This window comes from Streptomyces sp. NPDC017890 (assembly GCF_044328675.1).
Lineage (GTDB): Bacteria > Actinomycetota > Actinomycetes > Streptomycetales > Streptomycetaceae > Streptomyces.
The window spans coordinates 228,742-253,846 of the sequence record NZ_JBIRHU010000009.1 but is presented as its reverse complement, the minus strand read 5'-3'; the positions used below and the strand labels follow the sequence as shown (position 1 = coordinate 253,846).

The window sequence follows — 25,105 nt, the reverse complement described above, 5'->3', positions numbered from 1 at the left end:
CGCCGTCTCTACGCCGGTTCGAGGAATCCCTGCTCCACCAGCAGCCGGATCTGCGCGGGCGTGCGGTCGCGCAGCGCCACCGGGTCCTCGCCCACCAGCTGGGCGATGGCGTCCAGGATGCGGCCCGCGCTCATGGTGCCGTCGCAGACACCCGCGAAACCGGCGCCGACCGTGTCGACCCGGGTGGCCCGGCGCATGCCGCGGTTCTGGCGCAGGACGACGTGCTCCGGGTCCTCGGCGCCGGGCAGTCCGACCTGCTCCTGGACGACCTCGCCGGCCAGCGTGAAGTGCGCCTCGAGCAGGGCCGCGTCGTCGTGGGCGCGCAGGTAGTCGACGCGGTCGAAGTGCGCGCGCACGGTCTCGCCGAGCGGCTGCTCGATCGGGTGCGGCCACTCCTCGGCCGTGATCGAGGGCTCGGCGGACCCGGTCCGGCGCAGTGTGATCCAGCCGAAGCCGACGGCCCTCACCTTGCGCGCCTCGAACTCGTCCAGCCACCCGTCGTAGCGCGCCTGGTACTCGGCCGCGTCACCTCGGTGGTCGCCCGCGTCCCGGAGCCACAGCTCCGCGTACTGCGTGACGTCCTGCACCTCGCGCTGCACGATCCAGGCGTCGCAGCCGCGCGGCACCCAGGAGCGCAGCCGGTCCGTCCAGTCCTCCCCCTCCACGTGCTGCCAGTTGGCGAGGAAGTGCGCGAACCCGCCCTCGTTCAGGCGCTCCCCCGTCTGCTGAACGAGGGAGCGGCACAGATCGTCCCCGCCCATCCCGCCGTCGCGGTAGGTGAGGCGGGCTCCCGGTGAGATCACGAACGGCGGGTTGGAGACGATCAGGTCGTACGTCTCGTCGTCGTCGACCGGCTCATAGAGGGACCCCTCGCGCAGATCGGCGGCCGGGGCCCCGGACAGGGCGAGCGTGAGCGCGGTGATGTGCAGCGCGCGCGGGTTGACGTCGGTCGCCGTCACGCGCGTGGCGTGGGCGGCGGCGTGCAGGGCCTGGATGCCGGAGCCGGTGCCGAGGTCCAGGGCCGCCGAGACGGGCGTACGGACGGTGAGGCCCGCGAGGGTCATGGAGGCGCCGCCGACGCCGAGGACGACGCCCTCGGCGTGGTTGCCGATGCCACCGGCGCCGCCGACCGCGCAGCCCAGGTCGGAGACGATGAACCAGTCCTCGCCCCCGGGGCCGCCGTACGGCCGTACGTCCACGGTTGCCGTCACCTCGTCGTCGCCCGCGCGGACGAGCCACCCGCTCTCCAGGCACGCGTCGACGGGCAGCACGTCCGCCACGCGCGCGTGGAGGGCGGGTTGCTGGAGCAGGAACAGCCGTACGAGCAGCTCCAGCGGCGTGTCGCCGCGGGTGGCCCGGAGCGCGGGCACGGTCTCGCTGCGCGACAGCGCCGCGTAGGCGGGGGCGCCGAGCAGCTCCAGCAGCCCGTCGGCGGTGAAGGACGCCCCGAGCAGGGCGTCCCGCAACCGGGCGGTGACGTCGGGGTGGTCGGCGGAGGGCAGTGGGGACAGGCTGGCGTTACTCACTCCCCCATTGTGGCCCTGCGGCCCGCACCCCGCCCCGTGCCCGTGACGCGAAGGTCAGCCGGCCGCGGCCGACGGCGTCACCGAGGCCGACTTGCAACTGGCCTGCTTGGCCATCGCCTGGCCGACGTCGCCCTCCTCGAGGGTCTTCAGCGCGTCACTGCCGCTCTTGCTGAGCTTGTTCAGCTCGGTGGCGATGCCCTTGAGGCCGTCGGCGAACTTCGCCTGGTCCTTGGTGTCGAGCTCCTCCACCTGCTTCCTCAGGGAGGCGTACGACGAGGAGAGGCCGTTGAGCTCGGTGACCGCGTCCTTCTGCTTCTTCTCGCCGTCCTCGACGTCCGGCGCCCCGGCCTTCTGGACGGCGCTGCCCATCGCCTTGTAGGCGTCGGACATGTCCTGGAACGCCTTGGCGTCGGTCTTCTGGACCTCTTCCGGCGTGCTGTTGTCCGAGGTCTCCTTCTGGATCGCCGCGTTGGCCGCCTCGATCTTCTTGGCCTGCGGCTGCACTCCGTCGCAGACCTCCTTCGCCCAGGAGTCCAGCTTGTCGTTGTCGTCGCTGCTGCTGCATCCCGTCAGCGCCAGTACCAGTACCGCACCGCCGGACAGTGCGGCCGCGAGCTTCTTGTTCACCGGATTGGTCCCTTCCATGGCTCTCGGCCCCGGAACATACACGCCGGACGGGGGACCTCCGCAGGACGAACATCCATTAAGACCGTATTGAAGCCATTTGCACCAAGAGAGAGAAGGCTCACGATGAACGGCGCACGCGCGCACGACACGGGCGTACGCCGCGTCAAAACGCGCCGTACGCCCGCCTTTTGCCCTGCGTCTTCAGGAAAGCGCCGAGCCGGGAACTACGAAACCACCACCGGGTCCGCCGACTTGGGCTCCTCGTCGGCGTCGCCCTCGTCACCCATGGCGATGCCGCGCCGCTTGGAGACGTAGACCGCCGCGGCGATGACGGCGAACGCGACAACGGCGATCCCCACCCGTACGCCGACGCTCTTGTCGGCGCCGTAGGAGAACTTGATGACCGCCGGAGCGATGAGCAGCGCCACCAGGTTCATGACCTTCAGCAGGGGGTTGATCGCCGGGCCCGCGGTGTCCTTGAAGGGGTCACCGACCGTGTCGCCGATGACGGTGGCGGCGTGGGCCTCACTGCCCTTGCCGCCGTGGTGACCGTCCTCGACGAGTTTCTTGGCGTTGTCCCAGGAACCACCGGAGTTGGCGAGGAACACCGCCATCAGTGTGCCCGCGCCGATCGCGCCGGCCAGGAAGGCGCCGAGCGCGCCCACGCCGAGCGTGAACCCGATGAAGATGGGCGCCATGACGGCGAGCAGCCCCGGCGTGGCGAGTTCGCGCAGGGCGTCCCTGGTGCAAATGTCGACGACCTTGCCGTACTCGGGTTTCTCGCTGTAGTCCATGATTCCGGGCCGCTCCCGGAACTGCCGCCGCACCTCGAAGACCACCGCGCCCGCCGACCGCGACACCGCGTTGATCGCCAGCCCCGAGAAGAGGAAGACGACCGCCGCGCCCGCGATGAGACCGACCAGGTTGTTGGGCTGCGAGATGTCCATCATCAGGCTCATCGGCGCGCCCTCACCGCTGAGTTTCTCGCCCACGTCCGCCGCGCCGGTGGTGATGGCGTCGCGGTACGACCCGAACAGGGCCGCAGCCGCGAGGACTGCGGTGGCGATGGCGATGCCCTTGGTGATGGCCTTGGTGGTGTTGCCGACCGCGTCCAGGTCGGTCAGCACCTGGGCGCCGGCGCCCTCGACGTCGCCGGACATCTCGGCGATGCCCTGCGCGTTGTCGGAGACCGGTCCGAAGGTGTCCATCGCGACGATCACACCGACGGTGGTGAGCAGGCCGGTGCCGGCCAGCGCAACCGCGAACAGCGCCAGCATGATCGACGTACCGCCGAGCAGGAAGGCCCCGTAGACACCGAGGCCGATCAACAGGGCGGTGTAGACGGCGGATTCGAGGCCGAGCGAGATCCCGGCGAGAACGACGGTCGCCGGGCCCGTGAGCGAGGACTTGCCGATGTCCTTGACGGGGCGTCGGGTGGTCTCGGTGAAATAGCCGGTGAGCTGCTGGATCAGGGCGGCGAGCACGATGCCGATCGCCACCGCGACGAGTGCGAGGATCCGCGGGTCGCCGTCCCGGCCGGCGATCGCCGCGTCGGTGACGCCGTCCAGCTCCGAGTACTTCCCGGGCAGGTAGACGAAGACGGCCACCGCCACCAGCACCAGCGAGATCACCGCGGAGATGAAGAAACCCCGGTTGATCGCGCTCATGCCGCTGCGGTCGGACCGCCGGGGCGCCACCGCGAAGATGCCGATCATGGCCGTGATCACGCCGATCGCCGGCACCAGCAGCGGGAAAGCCAGTCCCGCGTCGCCGAAGGCGACCTTGCCGAGGATCAGCGCGGCCACCAGGGTCACGGCGTACGACTCGAAGAGGTCGGCCGCCATGCCCGCGCAGTCGCCGACGTTGTCGCCCACGTTGTCGGCGATGGTCGCGGCATTGCGCGGATCGTCCTCCGGAATGCCCTTCTCGACCTTGCCGACCAGGTCGGCGCCGACGTCGGCGGCCTTGGTGAAGATGCCGCCGCCGACCCGCATGAACATCGCGATCAGCGCGGCACCGAGGCCGAATCCCTCCAGCACCTTCGGCGCGTCGGCCGCGTACACCAGCACCACGCAGCAGGCGCCCAGCAGGCCGAGCCCCACCGTGAACATGCCGACCACGCCGCCCGTACGAAATGCGATCTTCGTTGCTTTGTGCGCGACGAGTGTGAGGTCCTTCTCCGGTTCGCCGGGGGCCGGTGTCGCTTCCCGCGCCGCCGCGGCGACGCGTACATTGCTGCGCACCGCGAGCCACATGCCGATATAGCCGGTGGCCGCCGAGAACGCCGCGCCGATCAGGAAGAAGATCGATCGTCCGGCCCGCTGATTCCAGTCGTCCGCGGGCAGCAGCATGAGCAGAAAGAACACGACGACGGCGAATACGCCGAGCGTGCGAAGCTGCCTGGCCAGGTAGGCGTTGGCGCCTTCCTGGACGGCCGCCGCGATCTCCTTCATGCTGTCGGTTCCCTCGCCCGCCGCGAGCACCTGGCGCACCAGGACGCCCGCAAGCACCAGTGCGGCCAGCGCGACGACCGCGATGACCGCGACCAGGGCGCGGTTCGAGTCGGTCAGGACGGCGGCTGCGACGGTCGAGGTGTCACCCAACTGCTGAGGTGTGGAAAGCTCCGCCATTCGTCCTCCTTGACGCTTGGGCTGAGCTCAAGATGTGGACGGGATTGTAGGTACCGGAACCTGATCAAAACAGTGCACGACAAAAGGAATTGGCCTGTCAACCCGAAATACCTGGAAGAAGTAATGCCCTTCCGGCATTAATGACGGTCACCCGGCGTTCGATTAGTCGTGATCCAATTTTCGCGCGATTGATCGTGAATGAATTCACTTAACGCCCGCACGGGCCCACTGTATGCGTGGTCCTCGTCTTCCGCACATGACGAAGGGCCCTACGAGGTAGGGCCCTTCGGGTGACTCGCGTGTGTCTCGGATGACTCGCGTGAGTCTTGCGCGAGGCCCCGGGCGACCGAGGCCTGATGGCCGGTGCGGGTGACCGGGGCGGGTGTCAGACCGGCGGCAGCACCGCCGGCGCGGTCGGCCAGGTCATGCGGATCAGTCCGCCGTCCTCGCCGGCCGTGACCTCCACGTCGTCGACGAGTCCGCTGATGACAGCGAGACCCATCTCGTCCTCCTCGGCCTCCGCGTCGTCGACGGCGCCCGGGTTTCCGGCCCCGGGTACCGCGTGCGGCGCCTCGTCGCCGACCTCGATGGAGAACTGCTTCTCCTCCTCGATCAGCGCCACCTTGACCGGCGCGGTGATGCCGACGTGCTGATGCAGGCCCACAGCCCGGGTGCAGGCCTCGCCGACGGCGAGCCTGACCTCGTCGAGGACGGCCTCGTCCACTCCGGCCCTGCGTGCCACCGCCGCCGCCACCAGACGGGCGGTGCGGACATGCTCGGGCAGCGCGCTGAAACGGAGTTCGACGGTGGCCATGCATCCCCCTCGGAACTACGGGCGTGCTTTCGAGGGTCCGGGCCGCTGACAGCCCGGACCTCGCTTGTTCTACTGCCGTCCCGGACCCCAGGGGCCCGGGACCGGTCGTCAGTCGGTGGCCGCCACCGCTTCCTCGACCGAGGTGTGAATGGGGAACACCTTGGTGAGGCCGGTGATACGGAAGATCTTGAGAATGCGCTCCTGGTTGCAGACCAGGCGCAGCGAGCCCTCATGGGCACGCACGCGCTTCAGTCCGCCGACCAGCACGCCGAGCCCTGTGGAGTCGAGGAAGTCCACGCCCTCCATGTCGACGACGAGGTGGAAACTCCCGTCGTTCACGAGCTCGACCAGCTGCTCTCGCAGCTTGGGCGCGGTGTATACGTCAATTTCGCCACCGACCTCGACGACCGTACGATCGCCGACGGTACGGGTCGACAGGGACAGGTCCACGGATCCTCCAGCACCTTGCTATCGAGCGGTCGTCCCTCGGGACACCTCGGCTTGAAGCCCCCAGGACGGTTCGCCAGCCGCGATGGCATTCAATCACTTACCGGCAGGCGTGCACGACGCCTTGGTCCCATTGTCCGTCACGCCAGTGACAGACTCGGTGCCGATGGCCAAGAATCACCGATCCGATCGACCCCCGGCGGAGCACGGCTCCCGGCCGGATCCGGGCATGCTCCTGGGCCGGCTCGCCGCGGGACCGAGCCGGGCTACGCGCATCACTCATACGGAGCACTTGCCCCCGCGTGCGGGTCGTCATGCCGCCTGGCCGGACCGGATTCGGCCGGAGGTCGTCGCGGCGGTGCGGGCCGCGGGCATCGAACACCCCTGGGCCCACCAGGCACTCGTTGCCGAGCACGCCCTGGACGGCGACTCGGTCGTCGTCGCCACCGGCACCGCGTCCGGCAAGTCCCTGGCGTACCTGGTGCCGGTGCTGTCGACGCTCCTGGACGGATCCGAGGCCCCCAACGGGCGTGGCGCCACCGCCCTGTACCTGGCACCGACCAAGGCGCTGGCCGCCGACCAGTGCCGGTCCGTGAAGGAACTTTCACAACCTCTCGGCACATCCGTGCGAACCGCGGTCTACGACGGCGACACGCCGTTCGAGGAACGCGAGTGGATCCGCCAGTACGGCACCTACGTGCTGACCAACCCGGACATGCTGCACCGCGGCATCCTGCCGTCCCACCCCCGCTGGTCCTCCTTCCTGAAGTCGCTGAAATACGTCGTCATCGACGAGTGCCACACCTACCGCGGCGTCTTCGGCTCCCATGTCGCCCAGGTGCTTCGGAGATTGCGCCGGCTGTGTGCGCGCTACGGCGCGTCGCCCGTGTTCCTGCTCGCCTCCGCCACCGCCGCCGACCCCTCGGTGGCGGCCCACCGACTCACCGGACTGCCGGTGGTCGAGGTCGCCGACGACGCCTCACCGCGCGGTGAACTGGTGTTCGCCCTCTGGGAGCCGCCGCTCACCGAGCTGGAGGGTGAGAAGGGCGCGCCGGTCCGCCGCACGGCCACCGCGGAGGCCGCCGACCTGCTCACCGACCTCACCGTGCAGGGCATGCGTTCGATCACCTTCGTCCGCTCCCGGCGTGGCGCCGAGCTGATCTCGGTGATCGCCCAGGAACGCCTGGCCGAGGTCGACCGCTCGCTGCCCCGGCGCGTGGCGGCGTACCGCGGCGGCTACCTCCCCGAGGAGCGCCGCGCCCTGGAACGCGCCCTGCACTCCGGTGAACTCCTCGGCCTCGCGGCGACCAACGCCCTCGAACTCGGCCTCGACATCTCCGGCCTGGACGCCGTGGTGATCGCCGGCTATCCGGGTACCCGGGCATCACTGTGGCAGCAGGCGGGCCGGGCGGGACGGTCCGGGCAGGGGGCCCTCGCGGTGCTGGTCGCCCGCGACGATCCGCTGGACACCTTCCTCGTCCACCACCCCGAGGCACTGTTCGACCAGCCCGTGGAGTCCACGGTCCTCGACCCCGACAACCCGTACGTGCTCGCCCCCCACCTGTGCGCGGCGGCGGCCGAGCTGCCCCTGACCGACGACGACCTGACACTGTTCGGCCCCGCCTGCGAGGAACTGCTCCCCCAGTTGGAGGAAGCCCGGCTGCTGCGCCGCCGGACCCGGGCCTGGCACTGGACGCGCCGGGAACGGGCCGCCGACCTGACCGACATCCGCGGGGAGGGCGGACGTCCGGTCCAGGTCGTCGAGGCCGGCACGGGCCGGCTGCTGGGCACGGTGGACGCCGGCGCCGCCCACACGACGGTTCACGAGGGCGCCGTCCACCTCCACCAGGGCCGCACGTATCTCGTCCGATCCCTGGACCTGGAGGACTCCGTCGCGTTGGTCGAGCAGGCCACCCCGTCGTACTCGACGGTCGCCCGCGACACGACGGCGATCTCGGTCCTGGAGACCGACACCGAGGTTCCCTGGGGCGACGGGCGCCTGTGCTACGGCTCCGTCGAGGTCACCAACCAGGTGGTCTCCTTCCTGCGCCGGCGCCTCATCACCGGCGAGGTCCTGGGCGAGACGAAGCTCGACCTCCCTGCTCGGACGCTGCGCACACGCGCGGTGTGGTGGACGGTCACCGAGGACCAGTTGGACGCTGCCCGGATCAACCCGGAGATCCTCGGCGGGGCCCTGCACGCCGCCGAGCACGCCTCGATCGGCATGCTGCCCCTGTTCGCGACCTGCGACCGCTGGGACATCGGCGGCGTGTCGGTCCCCCTGCATCCGGACACGCTGCTGCCGACGGTCTTCGTGTACGACGGCCATCCGGGCGGCGCGGGTTTCGCCGAGCGTGCCTTCCACACCGCTGTCGACTGGCTCACGGCCACCCGGGAGGCCATCGCCTCCTGCGAGTGCGACGCCGGCTGCCCGTCCTGCATCCAGTCCCCCAAGTGCGGCAACGGCAACGAGCCGCTGCACAAGCGGGGGGCCGTACGGCTGCTCACGGTGCTGTTGCGTGGGGCGGCGCAGGGGGTGGGCCGGGGTGCGGAGTCAAAGACTGCGCAGAGGGTGGAGCCGGGGACGAAGCCGGAGAGGGGGCCTGCCGCGGGTACGGAAGCGGGGCAGGCGGAATCTCCGCCATGAACCCCGTCGGCGGACCCTCGGCCGGCGCGTCCCCTGCCGGCACGTCCCCTGCCGGCGCGTCCCCTGCCGGGGCGAGCCTGGTCGGGGCGTCTCCGGTCGGCGGTACGCCCGTAGCCGGTCCCGCTCTCGCCCGGACCTCCGCCGCGAACGGCCCCCGCCCCGACACCGCAGTCACGTCCGAGGTCTGCCCAGTGAGCACGCACCGCACCAGCCGCGTCGCCTGGGCACGCGCGACCCGGTCCGCCCGGGCACACGCCGCCGTGCCGCCCCGTGCCCAGTGGTCCGCCGCCGCGAGCGCTGCCAGATCGGCACCGCCGGCCGCGCGGTGCCGGACCACGACGGCCTGGCCCAGGGCCAGCACGATGCCGAACACCAGGCACAGAACAGCGATGGCGCCGACGCTCCACACAGTGGCGGACCCTTGGTCGGAGGCGGAGGCAGAGGCAGAGGCAGAGGCAGAGGCAGAGGCAGAGGCGACGCCTGAACCCCCGCCGGGGCCGGGGTCCGATCCGGAGCCTGAACTGGAGCCCGAGCCAGGGCTGACGCCCGAGCCCGAATCGGCTTCGAGGTCGGTGCCCGCGGCCGAGCCGGGGCCGAGGCCAGGGCCCCAGCCGGAGCTGGAGCCAAGGCCAGGGCCAGGGCCAGGGCCAGGGCCGAACTCAAGGCCAGGCCCAGGGAGGGGACTACGGTCCTGGCCTGCCACCCACCCGAGTAGGACGTCGTCCCTCATGGTCCCGCCCCCACCGTCTGCTCCACCGAAGCCACGGCCTCCTCCCGTACCTCGAAGGGCAGTCCGTGCAACGCCGACGGCTCGGCCACCACAACCACGCGGACGACCCGGCCCTCCTCCCGGCTGACCATGACCCGCGCCCCGCGCGGCGCCGCCTGCCTGGTGACCTCGGCGACCGCGTCGGCCGGATCCTGCCGGGCCGCCGCGCGGGCGCCCGTCCGTGCCGCGTCCACGCACTGGATCTGAGCTGCCACCACCAGCAGCCCACACACCAGCGCCATCGCGAACACCACCAGCACCGGCAGCACCACGGCCGTCTCCGCCGTCACGAACCCTCTGTCCGAGCCACTGCCGAAGTGGTTTCCGGAGCCGCTGCCGGATGCTCGGCGGGACTCCGTCCCCGCTGCCCGCTCACATCCGCGCATCGAGCGCCTGCTTCACGATGCCCTGCAGCTCCGCGCTGACTGCACCGCTCGTCACCACCTTGTAGAGGACCACGGCGAACCCCACCGCCGCGACGATCCCCATCGCGTACTCGGACGTGACCATCCCCGCGTCCCGCCGCGCCGCACGTACTGCTCCGCACGCCCAGGCGCTCAGCCTTGCCCGTACCACCCGTACTGCCCGACACATCTGATACATCGCAACCCCCGTAAGGTCCGTTCCCGTTGTTCACTTACTCGTCCGCCGGTCACTCGCTCGTGGGCTCGGCGCGCGCCCGCTCCGGTTCGTCAGTCACCACCTCCTCCGTCTCCCAGCACCCCGCCCGCGAGGCCGATCACCACCGGCAGCACGCCGACCGCGATGAACGCGGGCAGGAAGCACAGCCCCACCGGTGCGGTGACCATGACGGCCGCCCGGCGGGCCCGGGCCGTCGTGGCGCGGGCCCAGTCGGCGCGGGCCTGAGCCGCGAGCCGGGCGACCGGGCCGGCCGCGGGCAGGCCGGACACGCCGGCCCGTTCCAGCAGCCGCGCCAGCGGACCGGCGCCCGGCACCGCGGCCAATCCGCGCCAGGCACCACCCGGTTCACCGCCGAGCCGGACCTCCGCCGCGCCGTGCCCCAGCGCGTCACCGACGGGCCCGCCGAGGGCATCGCCCACTGCCCGGGCCGCGGCCACCGGACCGGCACCGGCCGCGATGCAGGCCGCCAGCAGGTCGGCTGCCAAGGGCAGTTGGCGAGCGGCGTCCGCGGCTGCGGACTCCGCCGCTTGCGCCCCGGAGGCCGACCGTCGGGAGCGCCAACGCCACAGGCCTGCCGCGCCCGCCAGCCCCACCACGACACCGGCAACACCCTCGACCAGGGCCCACCCCGCGCCCACCGTGGCCACCAGTGGCAGCCATCGACGGACGGCGTCCAGCACGTCGGCTCGCCGTGGGACGGCGCGGGCCGGTTCCGGGGCCAGCAACCCGGTAAGTCGCCTGCGTACCGTCCGCTCCCGCCGCACGGCTCCGAACCCGCGCACCAGCCATCCGGCGACCAACACCGTTCCCGTCACCGCCCCCACCACGGTCCCGAGCCTGTGGACGACTTCCCCGTTCACGACCCCGACTCCGCTCCACGCACGATCCGCGACACCCACCACACGCCCAGGCCTTCCAGGACCCCTCCGGCCAGCAGACAGCCCAGCCCGGCCCCGCTGTGCAGCAGCACGCGCAACGGGTCGGAACCGAGGGCTACGCCGAGCAGAAGGCCCAGGACCGGCAGGCCGGCGAGTATCACCGCTGTGGCGCGCGCGCCCGCCAACTGGGCTCGCAGGTCGGCGCGCTGATCACGTTCGGCGCGCAGTGCGCTCTCCAGCCGGTCGAGCCCGGCCGCGAGTCCGGCACCCTGGTCGACTGCGACCCGCCAGCACGCCGCGAGCCCTCGCAGCCCCTCGGCACCCGATTGCCGCGCCGCCGCCGCGAGCGCCCCCGGAACGTCCCCACCGAACCGCGCTGCCGCCAGCACCGCCGCCTGCGCGTCACCGAGTCCTTCGGAGTCGTGCGCCGCACCCAGCAGCGCCTCGCCCGGCTGCCGCCCAGCCCGCACCTCACCGGCGAGCACCCCGCACAACGCGATCACCGCGTCCTGCCGGCGTTCCCGGGCTCTCCGCGCAGAGCCTGCCCGCCGCGTCCGCCGCAGCACGGGCACACCGGCCGCACCCGCGACGACCGGCAGCACCGAGTGGCCCAGTACCGCCAGCGCCAGACCAGCCGTCAACGACCACCACTCGGGCCTCAGCCGACCTCGGACGCGCCGCAGTCTGTCCGTCACCAGGCGCACCGTGGGCGGCCCGATGTCGGCGGCCCCGGCCGCTCCGCCTCCGGAGAGCACCAGTCGCGCGCGCCTCACCCCGGAGTGCCACCCGCTCCCGGCCGGCCACGCCGCCGCCGCCAGACAGGCAAGGACCACAGCCGTCGACAGCTCACCCGTCCCCATCACCTGTACGCCTCCCGTCCAACGGCTCGTGTTTCGAGCCCGCCTGCGCGCAGCAGCTCCCGCAACCGCTCCCAGCCGCGCTCGGCCACGAATGCCTCCGCTCCCCACCGCAGGGCCGGCACCGTCCGCACCAGCCCCGACGGGTCACGCTCCAGTACGTGCACCTCGGCGATCCGGCGCCGTCCCGTTCGGTCCCGCACCAAGTGCAGGACCACCGAGAGCGCTGCCGCGAGCTGGCTGTGCAGGGCCGCCCGATCGAGGCCCGCGGCCGTGCCGAGTGCCTCCAGCCGGGCCGGTACATCGGCAGCGGCATTGGCGTGCACCGTCCCGCAGCCGCTGTGACCGGTGTTCAGCGCCGCCAGCAAATGGGTCACTTCGGCGCCACGCACCTCGCCGACGACGAGCATGTCCGGTCGCATGCGCAGCGCCTGCCGAACCAGGTCCTCCAGGGTGACCAGGCCCGCGGCCTCCTGGTTGGCGGGCCTGGTCTCCAGGCGGACCACGTGTGGATGCTCCGGCCGCAGTTCCGCCGAGTCCTCGGCAAGCACGATGCGTTCGTCCGGCCCGACGAGTCCCAGCAACGCACTCAGCAGGGTCGTCTTGCCGCTGCCGGTACCGCCGCTGACCAGGAAGGACAGCCGTGCTCCCAGCAGCGCGCGCAGTACGCGGTCACCGCCGGGCGGCACGGTGCCCGCGACCACCAGTTCGTCGAGCGTGAACGCGCGCGGCCGTACCACCCGTAGCGACAGGCACGTACAGCCGACGGCGACCGGAGGCAGTACCGCGTGCAGCCGGGTGCCGTCGGGCAACCGGGCGTCCACCCACGGCCGGGCGTCGTCGAGCCGGCGTCCGGCGACTGCGGCGAGGCGCTGCGCGAGCCGCCGTACGGCACCGGCGTCCGGGAAGGAAACCGTCGTCAGCTCCAGGCCGCCGCCCCGGTCCACCCAGACCCGGTCCGAGGCGGACACCAGTACGTCCGTCACCGAGGGGTCGGCGAGCAGCGGTTCCAGTGGCCCGCTGCCGACGAGCTCCGACCTCAGCTGCTCGGCGGCGCCGAGGATCTCCGCGTCCCCGAGCACCCGCCCCTGCTCCCGCAGGGCCTGCGCCACGCGAGCGGGCGTCGGCTCGGCCCCACTCGCGGCGAGCCATCGCCGGACACCGTCGAGCATTCCGGGAGCGGGTGCCGGGACTCTCGGGGAAGCCGCTGCCGGAGACCGCCCGGAAGCAGCCGCCGGCGGCCGTCCTGCGGTCGGCCCCGTAAGCCGCCCACCGGCCGACGCGGAGGCACCCAGGGCAGCCGTTCCCGAGCACTCCCCCGAAACGGGTTCCGAGGACCACCGGGAGCCCGTTCCCGGCAACCACTGGGAGTCCGTTCCCAAGGGCCACCGGGAGTCCGTTCCCGAGGACCGCCCGGAGCCCATCCCTCCGGGCACCGGGGAAGCCGATTCAGAGCGCGTCCGTGAAGCCCAGCCCGGGGCCACCCGCCCCGTCAGCCCTACGTTCGTCCCGGAAGGCCGACGGCTCAGCACCTGCGCCCCTCCCTCGGCCCGTCCCCCGCGCCCTGCGGGAACACCGCCCGGCACCCGCTCGTCAGCCGCTCCCGATGCCGCGCCGGAGCCCATCCCCCCGGGCACCCGCGTGGTCAGCACGACCGCGGGCTCCTCGGTAGTCGGCTCCGCGTACCCGCCTCCGGTCCTGTCGGCCGGCACGCCACCACTCGACACGCCATCGCTCGACACACCGCCACCCGTTCTCTCAAGACCTGCCTGCGCCCTCATGCCGCCCCGTCCTTCTCCACCAGCGCCCGCTCCCAGAACTCCCGGCAAAAGCGCGCCAGCGGCCCTCTCGCGGACGCGCCCGGAGGGCGCCTGCTCTCGGTGGCGCGCAGGAGCCCGGACTCGACGGGCACCTCGCCGGCCAGGGGCAGTCCGAGCAGCCGGGCCACCTCGCGGTCGTCGAGTCCGGAGGCGTACGGCCCGCGCACCACGACACGGAGGTCGCGCAGGACCATGCCGACCGCCGCGGCCACCCGGTCCGCCGCGGCGACGGCCCGCAGTTCGGCCGGGACGAGGAGGAGCCCGACGTCGAGCTGGGCGAGGACTTCGGCGACACCGTCGTCGATCCGGCGCGGCAGGTCGACGACGACCGTGCCGCCCCTGCGCCGCGCCGCCGCGAGCACCGCCCGTACGGCCTGGGCCGGCACCGTGACGCGGTCCCCCCGGTCCCAACTGAGTACCCGCAGCGAGTGCAGCTCGGGCAGGGACTCCTCCAGCGCACCGCTGCCGACCCGTCCTCGCGAGGCCGCGAACGCGGGCCACCTCAGCCCTTCGGCCGTCTCGCCACCGAGGAGGACGTCGAGGCCGCCGCCCAGCGGATCGGCGTCCACGAGGAGGCTTCGCATCCCCTCGCGCGCGGAGGTGACGGCGAGCGCGCAGGCCAGTGTCGACGCTCCGGCACCGCCCCGGCCGCCGATGACGCCGACGGTGATCGCGGGCCGGCCGACGCCCTCGGCGACGTCGGCGATGCGGTCGACCAGCCACTGCTCACCGTCGGGCAGCATCAGGACGTGGTCGGCGCCGATCTCGACGGCCCGCTGCCAGACCCCCGAGTCGTCCTGGTCGCGGCCCACCAGGACCACCCCTCGTCTCCGCACGGCTCCGCGCACACGCCGCGCGGCGTCGTCACCGACGAGGACGAGCGGCGCGGCTTCCCAGCTGCCCCGTTGTCCGGGGGCAGCGGGTACCGCCGGCACCGAGTGGTGCACCTCCGGCGTGGCGCCGGCCGCCGCGCACAGACGCAACAGGTCGTCGAGGAGCTCGGTGTCCTCGGTGACAATCAATGGCCCGCTCTGCCGCCCGCCGGCGGCGGGCGGCGGGTCGTGGACGATGGTTGTGGTCATGACTTGCTTCCCCCTTCGCTGCGACTTCCGTGGTCGCGCCCGACATCTGTGGTCCCGCGCGGCCCTTGCGGCCCCGCGATTCGCAATCGTGTGAAGAACCGGCAACCGGTCCCCACATGAACGGCCGACGTGAAAGCCCGGCGTGAACACCGACTTGTCCGTCGGCTCGAACTTCGGTCGATCCCGGCCGTACGCGTCCTGCAAACAGAACCGGCCCTAGAACTCGGCGCGGTCCGGACGCGTGGGAATCACGGTGCAGCGATCCGAGAAATCGTGTGGATCTTGGTCGAAAACTGTGGACAACTCGACGGTTGTGAATATCGCCGCCACAAACCGGTGACCCCCGCCCTTGCCTACCGGAAAGCAGTCCGGCGACTACTCTCCGCAATGGGTCATGGACATGACAACACTCTCTCACCACCGCCACAGCACGCGGTTCGAAGCATGATGATGAGAGGAAAAACCCACCCGGACATGCGACGACCCCCGCCGGGGGGGAGAGCGGGGGTCGTCTCCACGGCCGACTCGGGGGGGGAGGAGTCGGACCGGGTTAGCACGGTCGCGAACGATCCGTGACTTCCATGGTGTACCCGAGAGCCATCTCAGGCAAACCCACGCGCCCCACCTTACGCCGAATGGGCTGCGCCTATGCTCGGGGTCGTGGAAAACCACTCCTTGCCGCACTCCATGCCCCGCGCAGCCGCCTTCTTCGACCTGGACAAGACGGTCATTGCGAAGTCGAGCACGCTCACGTTCAGCAAGTCGTTCTACCAAGGCGGGCTGATCAACCGCAGGGCTGTCCTGCGTACCGCATATGCCCAGTTCGTCTTCCTCGCGGGTGGAGCCGACCACGACCAGATGGAGCGGATGCGCGAGTACCTCTCCGCGCTGTGCCGCGGCTGGAACGTCCAGTTGGTCAAGGAACTCGTCGCCGAGACCCTGCACGACCTGATCGACCCGATCATCTACGACGAGGCCGCCTCCCTGATCGAGGAGCACCACACCGCCGGCCGGGACGTCGTGATCGTCTCCACCTCAGGCGCCGAGGTCGTCGAGCCCATCGGCGAGCTGCTCGGTGCGGACCGGGTGGTGGCGACCCGCATGATCGTGGGCGACGACGGCTGCTTCACGGGAGAGGTGGAGTACTACGCGTACGGCCCGACCAAGGCGGAGGCGATCCGGGAGCTGGCCGAGTCCGAGGGGTACGACCTGACCCGCTGCTACGCCTACAGCGATTCGGCGACCGACCTGCCGATGCTGGAGTCCGTCGGCCATCCCCACGCGGTGAATCCGGACCGGGCCCTGCGCCGCGAGGCTCTCGCGCGCGAGTGGCCGATTCTCGACTTCCACCGTCCGGTACGGCTCAAGCAGCGGATCCGGGGCTTCTCCGTACCGCCGCGCCCGGCGCTCGTCGCCGCCGCCGCGGTAGGCGCCGCGGCGGCCACCGCGGGCCTCGTCTGGTACGCGAGCCGACGGCGGTCCACGGCGGCCTGACCCGCCAGGCACCCTTTCACCGCGTCTTTCACCCGCGTATGAGCTCACCGCCTCTTTCACCCGCGTATGAGCGTGAAAGTAAAGAAGTGCGGCGTGCACTTCCGCTTGCCTCGGGCCAGGAGTACAAAGGACTCAACGGCCCGCGAGACCAAGGACATCCGAAAGGATCGCCTTAAACCGCATTTGGCCCCACGGACCGAGCATGGACACCGGGCACCCACGCGACGTCGACCCGTCGATTACGGGCCAGCCGCACCAGGTGACGGGCAAAGTTCCCGACCTGATGGGCAACACATCGAGGACGCCTGGTACCCCGGTGGGCATGCCAGCGGCGGTACGAGCACTCGTACCGCCGCATTTTCGTCCCACCGGACACGCCCGACGCAACCCCACGCACCCGACGCACCCGAGACGACTCCCGGGGGCCCTGGCCCTCGGCTGCCCTCGGCTCAGCCCGCGCTCAAGCCGCCCCGCGCTGGAGCGCTTCGCACACCGCCGTCGACTCGCGGGCGCCCAGCTCGACCGCCCTGCCGCAGTGGGCGATCCACGCGGCCATGCCCTCCGGAGTCGCGGAGACGTAGCCGTCGAGCGCCGTCAGGTAGGCCGCGCGCCCGAGTTCGGCGTGGCCGACCTCGGCGGGACAGACCGATTTCGGATCGAGACCACTGTTGATCAGGACGATCCGCGCGGCCGCGCGCGCGACCAGGCCGTTGTGCGAGGTGAAGGGGCGCAGTGCCAGCAGCTCACCGTGCACGACGGCAGCGGTCACCAACGCCGGCGCGGAACCGCCCGCCATGACCAACCCGGCCAGGCCGTCCAGGCGGCCGTGCATCTCCTCGGCGTCCGGCAGCGGTAGCCCGACGAGCGGCTCGTCCACCGGCTCGCCCTCCTGGCGGGGCCGGCCCACCTGGTCCGCCCCGGCCGCGGCCGCCACCAGGTGCAGCCGGGCCAGCACCCTCAGCGGCGACTGCCGCCAGACGGACAGCAGCTGCCCCGCCTCGGCGGTCAGCCGCAGGGCCGCGCCCACGGCACGTGCCTCGTCGTCACCGCTGAAGTCGGTCCGCCTGCGCACCTCCTCCAGTGCCCAGTCCGCCCCGGACAACGCCGCTGAGCCCCGGGCGCCGCGCAGTGCGGCCTCGGAGGTGATCTCGCTGCTGCGGCGCCGCATGATCCGGTGGCCGTAGACCCGGTCCACGGCCTTGCGCACGGACTCCACGGACTCGGCCACGCCGGGCAGTGCGCCCAGGGCCGCGAGCGGATCGGCGGTCGCGCCTGTCGTACTCATGAGTACGACCCTACGCATCCCGACGCCACACCCCACGAACGAGTGGTCTTCTTCACGTTCACCCGGCCCCTCGCGCCACTGACAGCCATGACGTCACTACTCTTGGTGAACATGAAAATTGCTTTCGTCGGGAAGGGCGGCAGCGGCAAGACCACTCTGTCCTCCCTGTTCATCCGCCATCTCGCCGCCACCGGTGCACCCGTCGTCGCGGTCGACGCCGACATCAACCAGCATCTGGGAGTCGCGCTGGGACTCGACGAGGCGGCGGCCTCGATGCCCGCGATGGGCGAGCACCTCGCGCTGATCAAGGACTACCTGCGCGGGACGAACCCGCGCATCGCCTCCGCGGGCAAGATGATCAAGACGACTCCGCCCGGCGACGGCTCGCGCCTACTGCGGTTGTGCGAGGACAACCCGGTCTACGACGCCTGTGCCCGACTGGTGGAACTCGACGGCGGGGCCGTCCGTTTGATGGTCACCGGGCCCTTCACGGACGCCGACCTGGGAGTCGCCTGCTACCACTCCAAGACGGGAGCGGTGGAGCTGTTCCTGAATCACCTGGTCGACGGCCGTGACGAGTACGTCGTGGTCGACATGACCGCGGGCTCGGACTCGTTCGCCTCCGGCATGTTCACCCGCTTCGACATCACGTTCCTCGTCGCCGAGCCGACCCGGAAGGGGATCTCCGTCTACCGCCAGTACAAGGAGTACACCCGCGATTTCGGCGTCACCCTGAAGGTCGTCGGCAACAAGGTGCAGGGTCGGGACGACCTCGACTTCCTCCGCGAACAGGTCGGGGACGACCTGCTGGTGACCATCGGGCACTCGGACTGGGTGCGCGCCATGGAGAAGGGCCGGCCGCCCCGGTTCGACCTCCTGGAGGAGCCCAACCGCCGTGCGCTGTGCACCCTGCACACGGCCGTCGCCGCGGCGTACGAGGTGCGGGACTGGGAGCGCTACACACGCCAGATGACCCACTTCCACCTGAAGAACGCCCACAGCTGGGGCAACGAGCGCACCGGGGTCGACCTGGCGGCGCAGGTCGACCCCGGGTTCGTCCTCGGCGAGGGTCTCGCCGCCTCGGCGTGACGACACCCTCGCCGGTCCCCGCCGTTCCCCGCCGGGGCGGTTACGGCTTGGCGGCCGGCGCCCCGGGCACGCCCTTCGGCGCCGGCGCGGGGGCGGCCGAGAGGAAGGACGCCCAGCCCTTCTTCGGGGCCTCGCCGACGTCCAGCGTGCGCAGCTTCTTCAGGACTTTCGGGTCCTGGGCGTCCAGCCAGTCCACGAGTTGCCGGAAAGAGACGCAGCGCACCTCGTCCTTGGTGCACACCTCCTCGACGACCTCCTCGATGGCACGCATGTACGTACCGCCGTTCCAGGACTCGAAGTGGTTGCCGATGATCAGGGGCGCCCGGTTGCCGTCGTAGGCCCGCTGGAAGCCCTGGAGCAGGCCGTCGCGCATCTGGTCGCCCCAGAGCTCGTGCTTCGCGGGGTCGCCCTGGGTAGTGGTGCCCGACTGGTTGACCATGAAGTTGTAGTCCATGGTGAGCTGCTCGAAGGTGTGCCCGGGGAACGGCACGAGCTGCATCGACAGGTCCCACAGCTCTTGCTTCTTCTTCGGCCAGACCTGGTTGTTCACGCCGCTGCTGTCATAGCGGAAACCCATCTCACCGGCGGCCCGCACGAAGTTCTTCTGACCTTCCAGACACGGGGTGCGGGCACCGATCAGCTCTTTGTCGTAGTCGAAGGGGAGAGGTGGCGCGTTCTTCGTCCCCGTGTTGCTCTTCCAGGTCTTCACGAACCGCTTGGCCTGCTGGATCTCGTCTTTCCACTCCGCGACGGACCACTCGCCGACTCCGCCGCCGCTGCCGCAGAAGTGACCGTTGAAGTGGGTGCCGATCTCGTTGCCCTCCAGCCACGCCAGTCGCAGCTGCTCGACGGTGTCGGCGATGCCCTGCTCGTCGTTGAAGCCGATGTCGGAGCGGCCCGGGGAGTGCTGCGGCGGCCGGTACAGGTCCCGCTTCTCCTCCGGCAGCATGTACACGCCGCTCAGGAAGTACGTCATCGTCGCGTCGTTCTCCTTGGCCACTTCACGGAAGTGGGAGAACAGCTTCTGACTGTCCTCGCCCGCACCGTCCCAGGAGAACACCACGAACTGCGGCGGCTGCTGGCCGGGCTTGAGACGTTCGGGCCGGGACAGGTGCGGCTGGGCCCCCGTGTACGCGGTGGAACCGTCACCGATCAGCCGGACGGCGTGCTCGGGTGCGGGCGCCGCTTTCCCCTTCTCCTTCTGCGGACCGTTCGTCCCTTCACCGGAACCGGTGCCGATCGCGCAACCGGCGAGCGACGCGGCGCAGACCGCGGCGGCTACCGCGGTGCGCGCGGTGATCCTGTGGGTGGCGGCCATGTTCCGCCCACCTTCTTCCTTCTCTCGGGCCAACGCCGACGAGGCGATGTCGGGTGCTGAACCGGGATGTGCCGTCAGCGCCGTCAAGGTGGCACGAATGCGAGAAGGAATTAGTACGACAAGCCGATGAAATACCCGATTCACTCGCTTGAGCGGTCTATTACTCCATTTGCGCGAAAAGTCTATGCCTTCCCTTTACTCTGGATTACGATCTGTTTACCGAGCGCGACAATCGAGTCTCGGTGAGTGCTCGGTGAGCGTTCGCCGAGTAATCGGTGAGTGCTCGGCGAGTACTCGGCATCGCGCCGCTGTGCGCCGTGACCCACGGCAGTGAGCCGTCCCCGCCCAGCGGTGGGCCAACCATGACCGCGACCGCGCGCAGCCCCGGAGGAGACGAGAAACATGTCAGCCTGCGTACCCGCCCGCGCCGAATCGGCCCGAACCAAGCACGTCCATCCGCCCCACAGCCCGCCGCCCCGTGGCCCACGGCGCTTCCGCGTCGCGAGCGCCGACCTGTCGGCCTCGATCGCGGTCTTCCTGATCGCCCTGCCGCTCTCCCTCGGCATCGCCCTCGCCACCGGCGCCCCACTCCAGGCCGGTCTCGTCGCGGCCGCGGTGGGCGGAATCGTCGTCGGATGGCTCGGCGGCTGCCCACTCCAGGTCAGCGGCCCCGCCGCCGGACTCACCGTGGTCACCGCCGACCTCATCGTGCGCTACGGATGGCGTACGACCTGTGCCATCACCGTGCTTGCCGGTCTCGCTCAGCTGGGCCTCGGCTGTCTGCGCGTGGCGCGCTCCGCGCTCGCCGTCAGCCCCGCCATCGTGCACGGCATGCTCGCCGGCATCGGCGTCACCATCGCCGTCGCCCAGCTGCACATCGTCCTCGGCGGCACCCCCCAGAGTTCCGTGCCCGACAACCTGCGCGCCCTGCCCGCACAGTTGGCGAGCCCGAGACCCGCCGACCTGGCGGTGAGCGTGCTGACCCTGTCCCTGCTGCTGCTCTGGCCGCGTGTCCCCGGCCGGGCCGGGCAGCTCCTGGGCAAGATCCCCGCCGCCCTGGTCGCCGTCGCCGGCGCCACCGTTGTCGCGGCCCTCGCCGGGCTCCGCCTGCCCAAGGTGGACCTGCCGTCCTGGAGCAGCCACGCCCTGGCCACACTGCCCGACGGCCCCGTGCTCGGCCTCGTCGCCGCCGTCCTCACCACCACGCTGGTGTGCAGTGTGCAGTCACTGCTCGGCGCGGTCGCCGTGGACAAGCTGGTCGCCGCCCGGCCGGGCCTGAGCGGTCGCGTCAAACGCTCCGACCTCGACCGCGAGCTGCTCGGACAGGGCGCCGCCAACATCGTCTCCGGATCGCTCGGCGGACTGCCCATCGCCGGTGTGGCCGTGCGCAGTTCCGCGAATGTGGGGGCGGGCGCCGTCAGCCGGAACTCCACGATGCTGCACGGCGTTCTCGTAGTGATCGCCGCACTGCTGATGGTCCCGGCGCTGGAGCTCATCCCGCTCGCCGCACTCGCCTCCCTGGTCATGGCCGTCGGCCTCAAGATGGTCTCCCTGAACCACATCCGAACGGTCACCCGCCACCGTGAGGTGCTGGTCTACGCGGTCACCACCTGCGGCGTGGTGTTCCTCGGCGTCCTGGAGGGCGTCGCACTGGGCATCGCCGTGGCCGTCGGCGTCGCCCTGCACCGCCTGACCCGCACCCGGATCACGCACGACGAGACGGAAGGAGTCCACCACGTACATGTCCGAGGCCAGTTGACGTTCCTCGCGGTGCCGAGACTCAGCCGGGTCCTGCATCACGTCCCCCCGGGGGCCTCCGGTGTCGTGGAGCTGGACGGATCGTTCATGGACCACGCGGCGTACGAGACGCTGCAGGACTGGCAGAAGGCACACACCGCGCAAGGCGGCTCCGTCGACATCACCGGCCGCCGTCCCGGCATCCGCATCTCCGAACCGGCCGATGTGGACGGCTGCCGTTGCCGCCCTTGGACGCCCTGGCGCAACCACCAGTGCGAGCGTCCGCAGCCGGCACCACCGCCCGGCACCGGCCGGCAGGACGACACCGAACAGGCCTCCGGGGCGACGACCGGCCCGAGCGGTGCCGACGGTCCGGGCAAGCGCACCGCCTCCGGTGGTCCTGGCCGGCCCACCGGAGCCAGCGGACGGGAACTGGCGCGTGGCATCAGCGCGTTCCAGCGCAACACCGCCCCGCTGATGCGCCGCGAACTGGCCCGGCTGGCCCGTGAGGGACAACAGCCCTCCCAGCTCTTTTTGACCTGCGCCGACTCGCGGGTGGTCACGTCGATGATCACCTCCAGCGGCCCCGGCGACCTCTTCGTCGTACGCAACGTGGGCAATCTCGTGCCACTGCCCGGCGAGGAGAGCGGCGACGATTCGGTGGCCGCCGCGATCGAGTACGCGGTGGACATCCTGAAGGTGCGGTCCATCACGGTGTGCGGGCACTCCGGGTGCGGCGCCATGCAGGCACTGCTCAGCGCCGAGCCCGGGGGGGCGCAGACGCCGCTCAAGCGGTGGCTGCGGCACGGGCTGCCGAGCCTGGAGCGCATGCCCGAGGACGCCCGGCCCCGGCTGGCCGGACGTCGGCCCACCGACGCGGCCGAGCGGCTCTGCCTGGCCAACGTGGTCCAGCAGTTGGAGCACCTGCGCGCACACGACGCGGTGTCCCGGGCAATGCGCGCGGGGGACCTGGAGCTGCACGGCATGTACTTCCACGTGGGTGAGGCGCAGGCGTACCTGCTCTCCGAGGACGCCGAGCGCGCCGGGGACGGAGTGTTCGAGCTGGTCCTGGAGACCGATCTGACCGCCTGAGCGGTAGGGGGAGCCGGGCGCGGGGAGTGTGAGCGGCGTTACAGACGCTGAACCCCGCGCCCTCGGCATCCGTGGGTACGTGTGGGTACGGATGAGCACTGGTCACGAAGGCGGGCAACCTTCCGACAGGTCTAAACCAATTAGCCGTCGGCCCTTGTCATCGGCCCCCCGGGTCTGATGAGGTGTGGCCTGGGACACAACGGACAACCCTGAGAACGGGAGATGTCGTGAGCAACGAATCCTTGGCCAACCTGCTCAAGGAAGAGCGCAGGTTCGCGCCCCCCGCCGACCTGGCCGCCAACGCCAACGTCACGGCGGAGGCGTACGAACGGGCCAAGGCTGACAGGCTCGGCTTCTGGGCCGAGCAGGCCCGCCGACTGACCTGGGCGAAGGAGCCGACCGAGACGCTCGACTGGTCGAACCCGCCGTTCGCCAAGTGGTTCAAGGACGGCACGCTGAACGTCGCCTACAACTGCGTGGACCGGCACGTGGAGGCCGGCCACGGCGACCGCGTCGCCATCCACTTCGAAGGCGAGTCCGGCGACAGCCGCGCCATCACCTACGCGCAGCTCAAGGACGAGGTCTCCAGGGCCGCCAACGCCCTGCTGGAGCTGGGCGTGCAGAAGGGCGACCGGGTCGCGATCTACATGCCGATGATCCCCGAGACGGCGATCGCGATGCTGGCCTGCGCCCGCATCGGCGCCGCGCACTCGGTCGTCTTCGGCGGCTTCTCCTCGGACGCCCTCGCCACCCGCATCCAGGACGCCGACGCCCGCGTCGTCATCACCGCCGACGGCGGCTACCGGCGCGGCAAGCCGTCCGCGCTCAAGCCGGCCGTCGACGAGGCCGTCGAGCGTGCGGGCATCGTCGAGCACGTGCTCGTCGTCCGCCGCACCGGCCAGGACGTCGCCTGGGACGACTCCCGCGACAAGTGGTGGCACGAGACCGTCGACGGGCAGTCCGCCGAGCACACGCCGGAGGCGTTCGACGCGGAGCACCCGCTGTTCATCCTGTACACGTCCGGTACGACGGGCAAGCCCAAGGGCATCCTGCACACCTCCGGCGGCTACCTCACCCAGACGGCGTACACGCACTGGGCCGTCTTCGACCTCAAGCCGGAGACCGACGTCTTCTGGTGCACCGCCGACGTCGGCTGGGTCACCGGGCACTCCTACATCGTCTACGGTCCGCTCGCCAACGGTGCGACGCAGGTCATGTACGAGGGCACCCCGGACACCCCGCACCAGGGCCGGTTCTGGGAGATCGTGCAGAAGTACGGCGTGACGATCCTCTACACCGCGCCCACCGCGATCCGGACGTTCATGAAGTGGGGCGACGACATCCCCGCGAAGTTCGACCTGTCCTCGCTGCGCGTTCTCGGCTCGGTCGGCGAGCCGATCAACCCCGAGGCGTGGATCTGGTACCGCAAGAACATCGGCGCCGACGCCACCCCGGTCGTCGACACCTGGTGGCAGACCGAGACCGGCGCGATGATGATCACGCCGCTGCCGGGCGTCACGGACGCCAAGCCGGGCTCCGCCCAGCGCGCGCTGCCCGGTATCTCGGCGACCGTCGTCGACGACGAGGCGAACGAGGTGCCGAACGGTGGTGGCGGCTACCTGGTCCTCACCGAGCCGTGGCCGTCGATGCTCCGCACCATCTGGGGAGACGACCAGCGGTTCATCGACACCTACTGGTCGCGTTTCGAGGGCAAGTACTTCGCCGGTGACGGCGCCAAGAAGGACGACGACGGCGACATCTGGCTGCTGGGCCGGGTCGACGACGTGATGCTGGTCTCCGGCCACAACATCTCCACCACCGAGGTCGAGTCGGCGCTGGTCTCCCACCCGTCGGTCGCCGAGGCGGCCGTGGTCGGCGCGGCGGACGAGACGACCGGGCAGGCGATCGTGGCCTTCGTGATCCTGCGCGGCACGGCGGCGGAGACCGAGACCCTGGTCGCCGACCTGCGGGGTCACGTCGGCGCCACCCTCGGCCCGATCGCCAAGCCCAAGCGGATCCTGCCGGTGGCCGAGCTGCCGAAGACGCGCTCCGGCAAGATCATGCGGCGCCTGCTGCGCGACGTGGCGGAGAACCGGCAGCTCGGGGACGTCACCACCCTGACCGACTCCACCGTCATGGACCTCATCCAGACGAAGCTCCCGGCGGCACCCAGCGAGGACTGAGCCACCTGCTCCCAGGGCACCCGGCGGGAGATACGCCGGGTGCTCTTCTGGTGCGCATCAGTTTTGGTACACATCAGTCCGATACGCCCCATTACGCACCGTCGCGTAGATCACCCGGCACCCTCGCCGCAGGTTAGGTAGGCTAAGGAACGCGTAAGAGATCCAACA

Annotated in this window: 18 protein-coding genes and 1 pseudogene; 5 read left to right on the top strand and 14 right to left on the bottom strand. The window is 71.1% G+C overall.

Going from position 1 to position 25,105, the window contains the following annotated elements:
* Nucleotides 1-8: 8 nt before the first annotated feature.
* The 5 genes from ACH4F2_RS14660 to bldG form a co-directional block, all read right to left on the bottom strand.
* Nucleotides 9-1,526, bottom strand: a complete 1,518-nt coding sequence (locus ACH4F2_RS14660; protein ID WP_398133064.1) for a methyltransferase — start codon at nt 1,524-1,526, stop codon at nt 9-11.
* Nucleotides 1,527-1,580: 54 nt separating this feature from the next.
* On the bottom strand, nt 1,581-2,171 hold the full coding sequence (locus tag ACH4F2_RS14655) for a small secreted protein (RefSeq protein WP_398133063.1): 591 nt from the start codon (nt 2,169-2,171) through the stop codon (nt 1,581-1,583).
* Nucleotides 2,172-2,377: 206 nt separating this feature from the next.
* Nucleotides 2,378-4,783 carry a sodium-translocating pyrophosphatase gene (locus ACH4F2_RS14650; RefSeq protein WP_398133062.1) on the bottom strand — a complete coding sequence of 802 codons (2,406 nt, stop codon included), beginning with the start codon at nt 4,781-4,783 and terminating at the stop codon, nt 2,378-2,380.
* Between the two features lie 385 nt (nt 4,784-5,168).
* Nucleotides 5,169-5,597: an ATP-binding protein gene (locus ACH4F2_RS14645; RefSeq protein ID WP_398133061.1), complete on the bottom strand. Its 429-nt coding sequence runs from the start codon at nt 5,595-5,597 to the stop codon at nt 5,169-5,171.
* 108 nt (nt 5,598-5,705) lie between these two features.
* Nucleotides 5,706-6,047, bottom strand: a complete 342-nt coding sequence (gene bldG / locus ACH4F2_RS14640) for an anti-sigma factor antagonist BldG (RefSeq protein WP_003975386.1) — start codon at nt 6,045-6,047, stop codon at nt 5,706-5,708.
* An 82-nt stretch (nt 6,048-6,129) separates the two neighbouring features.
* On the opposite strand from bldG, the gene ACH4F2_RS14635 reads away from it, so the two are divergent.
* Nucleotides 6,130-8,691: a DEAD/DEAH box helicase gene (locus ACH4F2_RS14635; RefSeq protein WP_398133060.1), complete on the top strand. Its 2,562-nt coding sequence runs from the start codon at nt 6,130-6,132 to the stop codon at nt 8,689-8,691.
* A 90-nt stretch (nt 8,692-8,781) separates the two neighbouring features.
* On the opposite strand, the pseudogene ACH4F2_RS14630 reads toward ACH4F2_RS14635, so the two are convergent.
* From ACH4F2_RS14630 to ssd, 7 genes and pseudogenes are all read right to left on the bottom strand, one after another.
* Nucleotides 8,782-9,100, bottom strand: a pseudogene (locus tag ACH4F2_RS14630) (Rv3654c family TadE-like protein); the annotation flags it as partial.
* A gap of 317 nt (nt 9,101-9,417) precedes the next feature.
* Nucleotides 9,418-9,846, bottom strand: coding sequence for a TadE family type IV pilus minor pilin (locus tag ACH4F2_RS14625; protein WP_398133059.1), 429 nt, complete (start codon nt 9,844-9,846; stop codon nt 9,418-9,420).
* Nucleotides 9,833-10,063 carry a DUF4244 domain-containing protein gene (locus tag ACH4F2_RS14620; protein ID WP_398133058.1) on the bottom strand — a complete coding sequence of 77 codons (231 nt, stop codon included), beginning with the start codon at nt 10,061-10,063 and terminating at the stop codon, nt 9,833-9,835. Before ACH4F2_RS14620 ends, ACH4F2_RS14625 begins: the two co-directional genes overlap by 14 nt.
* 89 nt (nt 10,064-10,152) lie before the next feature.
* Entirely contained in the window at nt 10,153-10,962 is an 810-nt protein-coding gene (locus tag ACH4F2_RS14615; protein WP_398133057.1) for a type II secretion system F family protein, read from the bottom strand.
* Nucleotides 10,959-11,840 (bottom strand): type II secretion system F family protein, encoded by an 882-nt coding sequence (locus ACH4F2_RS14610; protein ID WP_398133056.1) that lies wholly within the window; start codon nt 11,838-11,840, stop codon nt 10,959-10,961. Before ACH4F2_RS14610 ends, ACH4F2_RS14615 begins: the two co-directional genes overlap by 4 nt.
* The gene (locus ACH4F2_RS14605; RefSeq protein WP_398133055.1) at nt 11,840-13,009 is read right to left on the bottom strand and encodes a TadA family conjugal transfer-associated ATPase; all 1,170 of its coding nucleotides are present in this window, start codon (nt 13,007-13,009) and stop codon (nt 11,840-11,842) included. Before ACH4F2_RS14605 ends, ACH4F2_RS14610 begins: the two co-directional genes overlap by 1 nt.
* A gap of 605 nt (nt 13,010-13,614) precedes the next feature.
* Nucleotides 13,615-14,739: a septum site-determining protein Ssd gene (ssd, locus tag ACH4F2_RS14600; protein ID WP_398133054.1), complete on the bottom strand. Its 1,125-nt coding sequence runs from the start codon at nt 14,737-14,739 to the stop codon at nt 13,615-13,617.
* A 648-nt stretch (nt 14,740-15,387) separates the two neighbouring features.
* Here ssd and ACH4F2_RS14595 point away from each other — a divergent pair.
* A complete protein-coding gene (locus tag ACH4F2_RS14595) occupies nt 15,388-16,233 on the top strand; it encodes an HAD family hydrolase (protein WP_398133053.1) in 846 nt (281 codons plus the stop codon).
* A 460-nt stretch (nt 16,234-16,693) separates the two neighbouring features.
* Here ACH4F2_RS14595 and ACH4F2_RS14590 read toward each other — a convergent pair whose 3' ends face one another.
* Entirely contained in the window at nt 16,694-17,518 is an 825-nt protein-coding gene (locus tag ACH4F2_RS14590; protein WP_398133052.1) for an oxidoreductase, read from the bottom strand.
* Between the two features lie 111 nt (nt 17,519-17,629).
* Between ACH4F2_RS14590 and ACH4F2_RS14585 the strand changes: the two genes are divergently transcribed.
* Nucleotides 17,630-18,607, top strand: a complete 978-nt coding sequence (locus tag ACH4F2_RS14585; RefSeq protein WP_398133051.1) for an ATP-binding protein — start codon at nt 17,630-17,632, stop codon at nt 18,605-18,607.
* Between the two features lie 40 nt (nt 18,608-18,647).
* Here the strand turns inward: ACH4F2_RS14585 and ACH4F2_RS14580 are convergent, their stop codons facing one another.
* A complete protein-coding gene (locus ACH4F2_RS14580; RefSeq protein ID WP_398133050.1) occupies nt 18,648-19,925 on the bottom strand; it encodes a hypothetical protein in 1,278 nt (425 codons plus the stop codon).
* A gap of 402 nt (nt 19,926-20,327) precedes the next feature.
* On the opposite strand from ACH4F2_RS14580, the gene ACH4F2_RS14575 reads away from it, so the two are divergent.
* Together ACH4F2_RS14575 and acs are read left to right on the top strand one after the other, a co-directional pair.
* Complete coding sequence (locus ACH4F2_RS14575) at nt 20,328-22,754, top strand: SulP family inorganic anion transporter (protein ID WP_398133049.1); 2,427 nt, start codon at nt 20,328-20,330, stop codon at nt 22,752-22,754.
* A gap of 227 nt (nt 22,755-22,981) precedes the next feature.
* Complete coding sequence (gene acs / locus ACH4F2_RS14570; protein WP_398133048.1) at nt 22,982-24,937, top strand: acetate--CoA ligase; 1,956 nt, start codon at nt 22,982-22,984, stop codon at nt 24,935-24,937.
* Nucleotides 24,938-25,105: the final 168 nt, after the last annotated feature.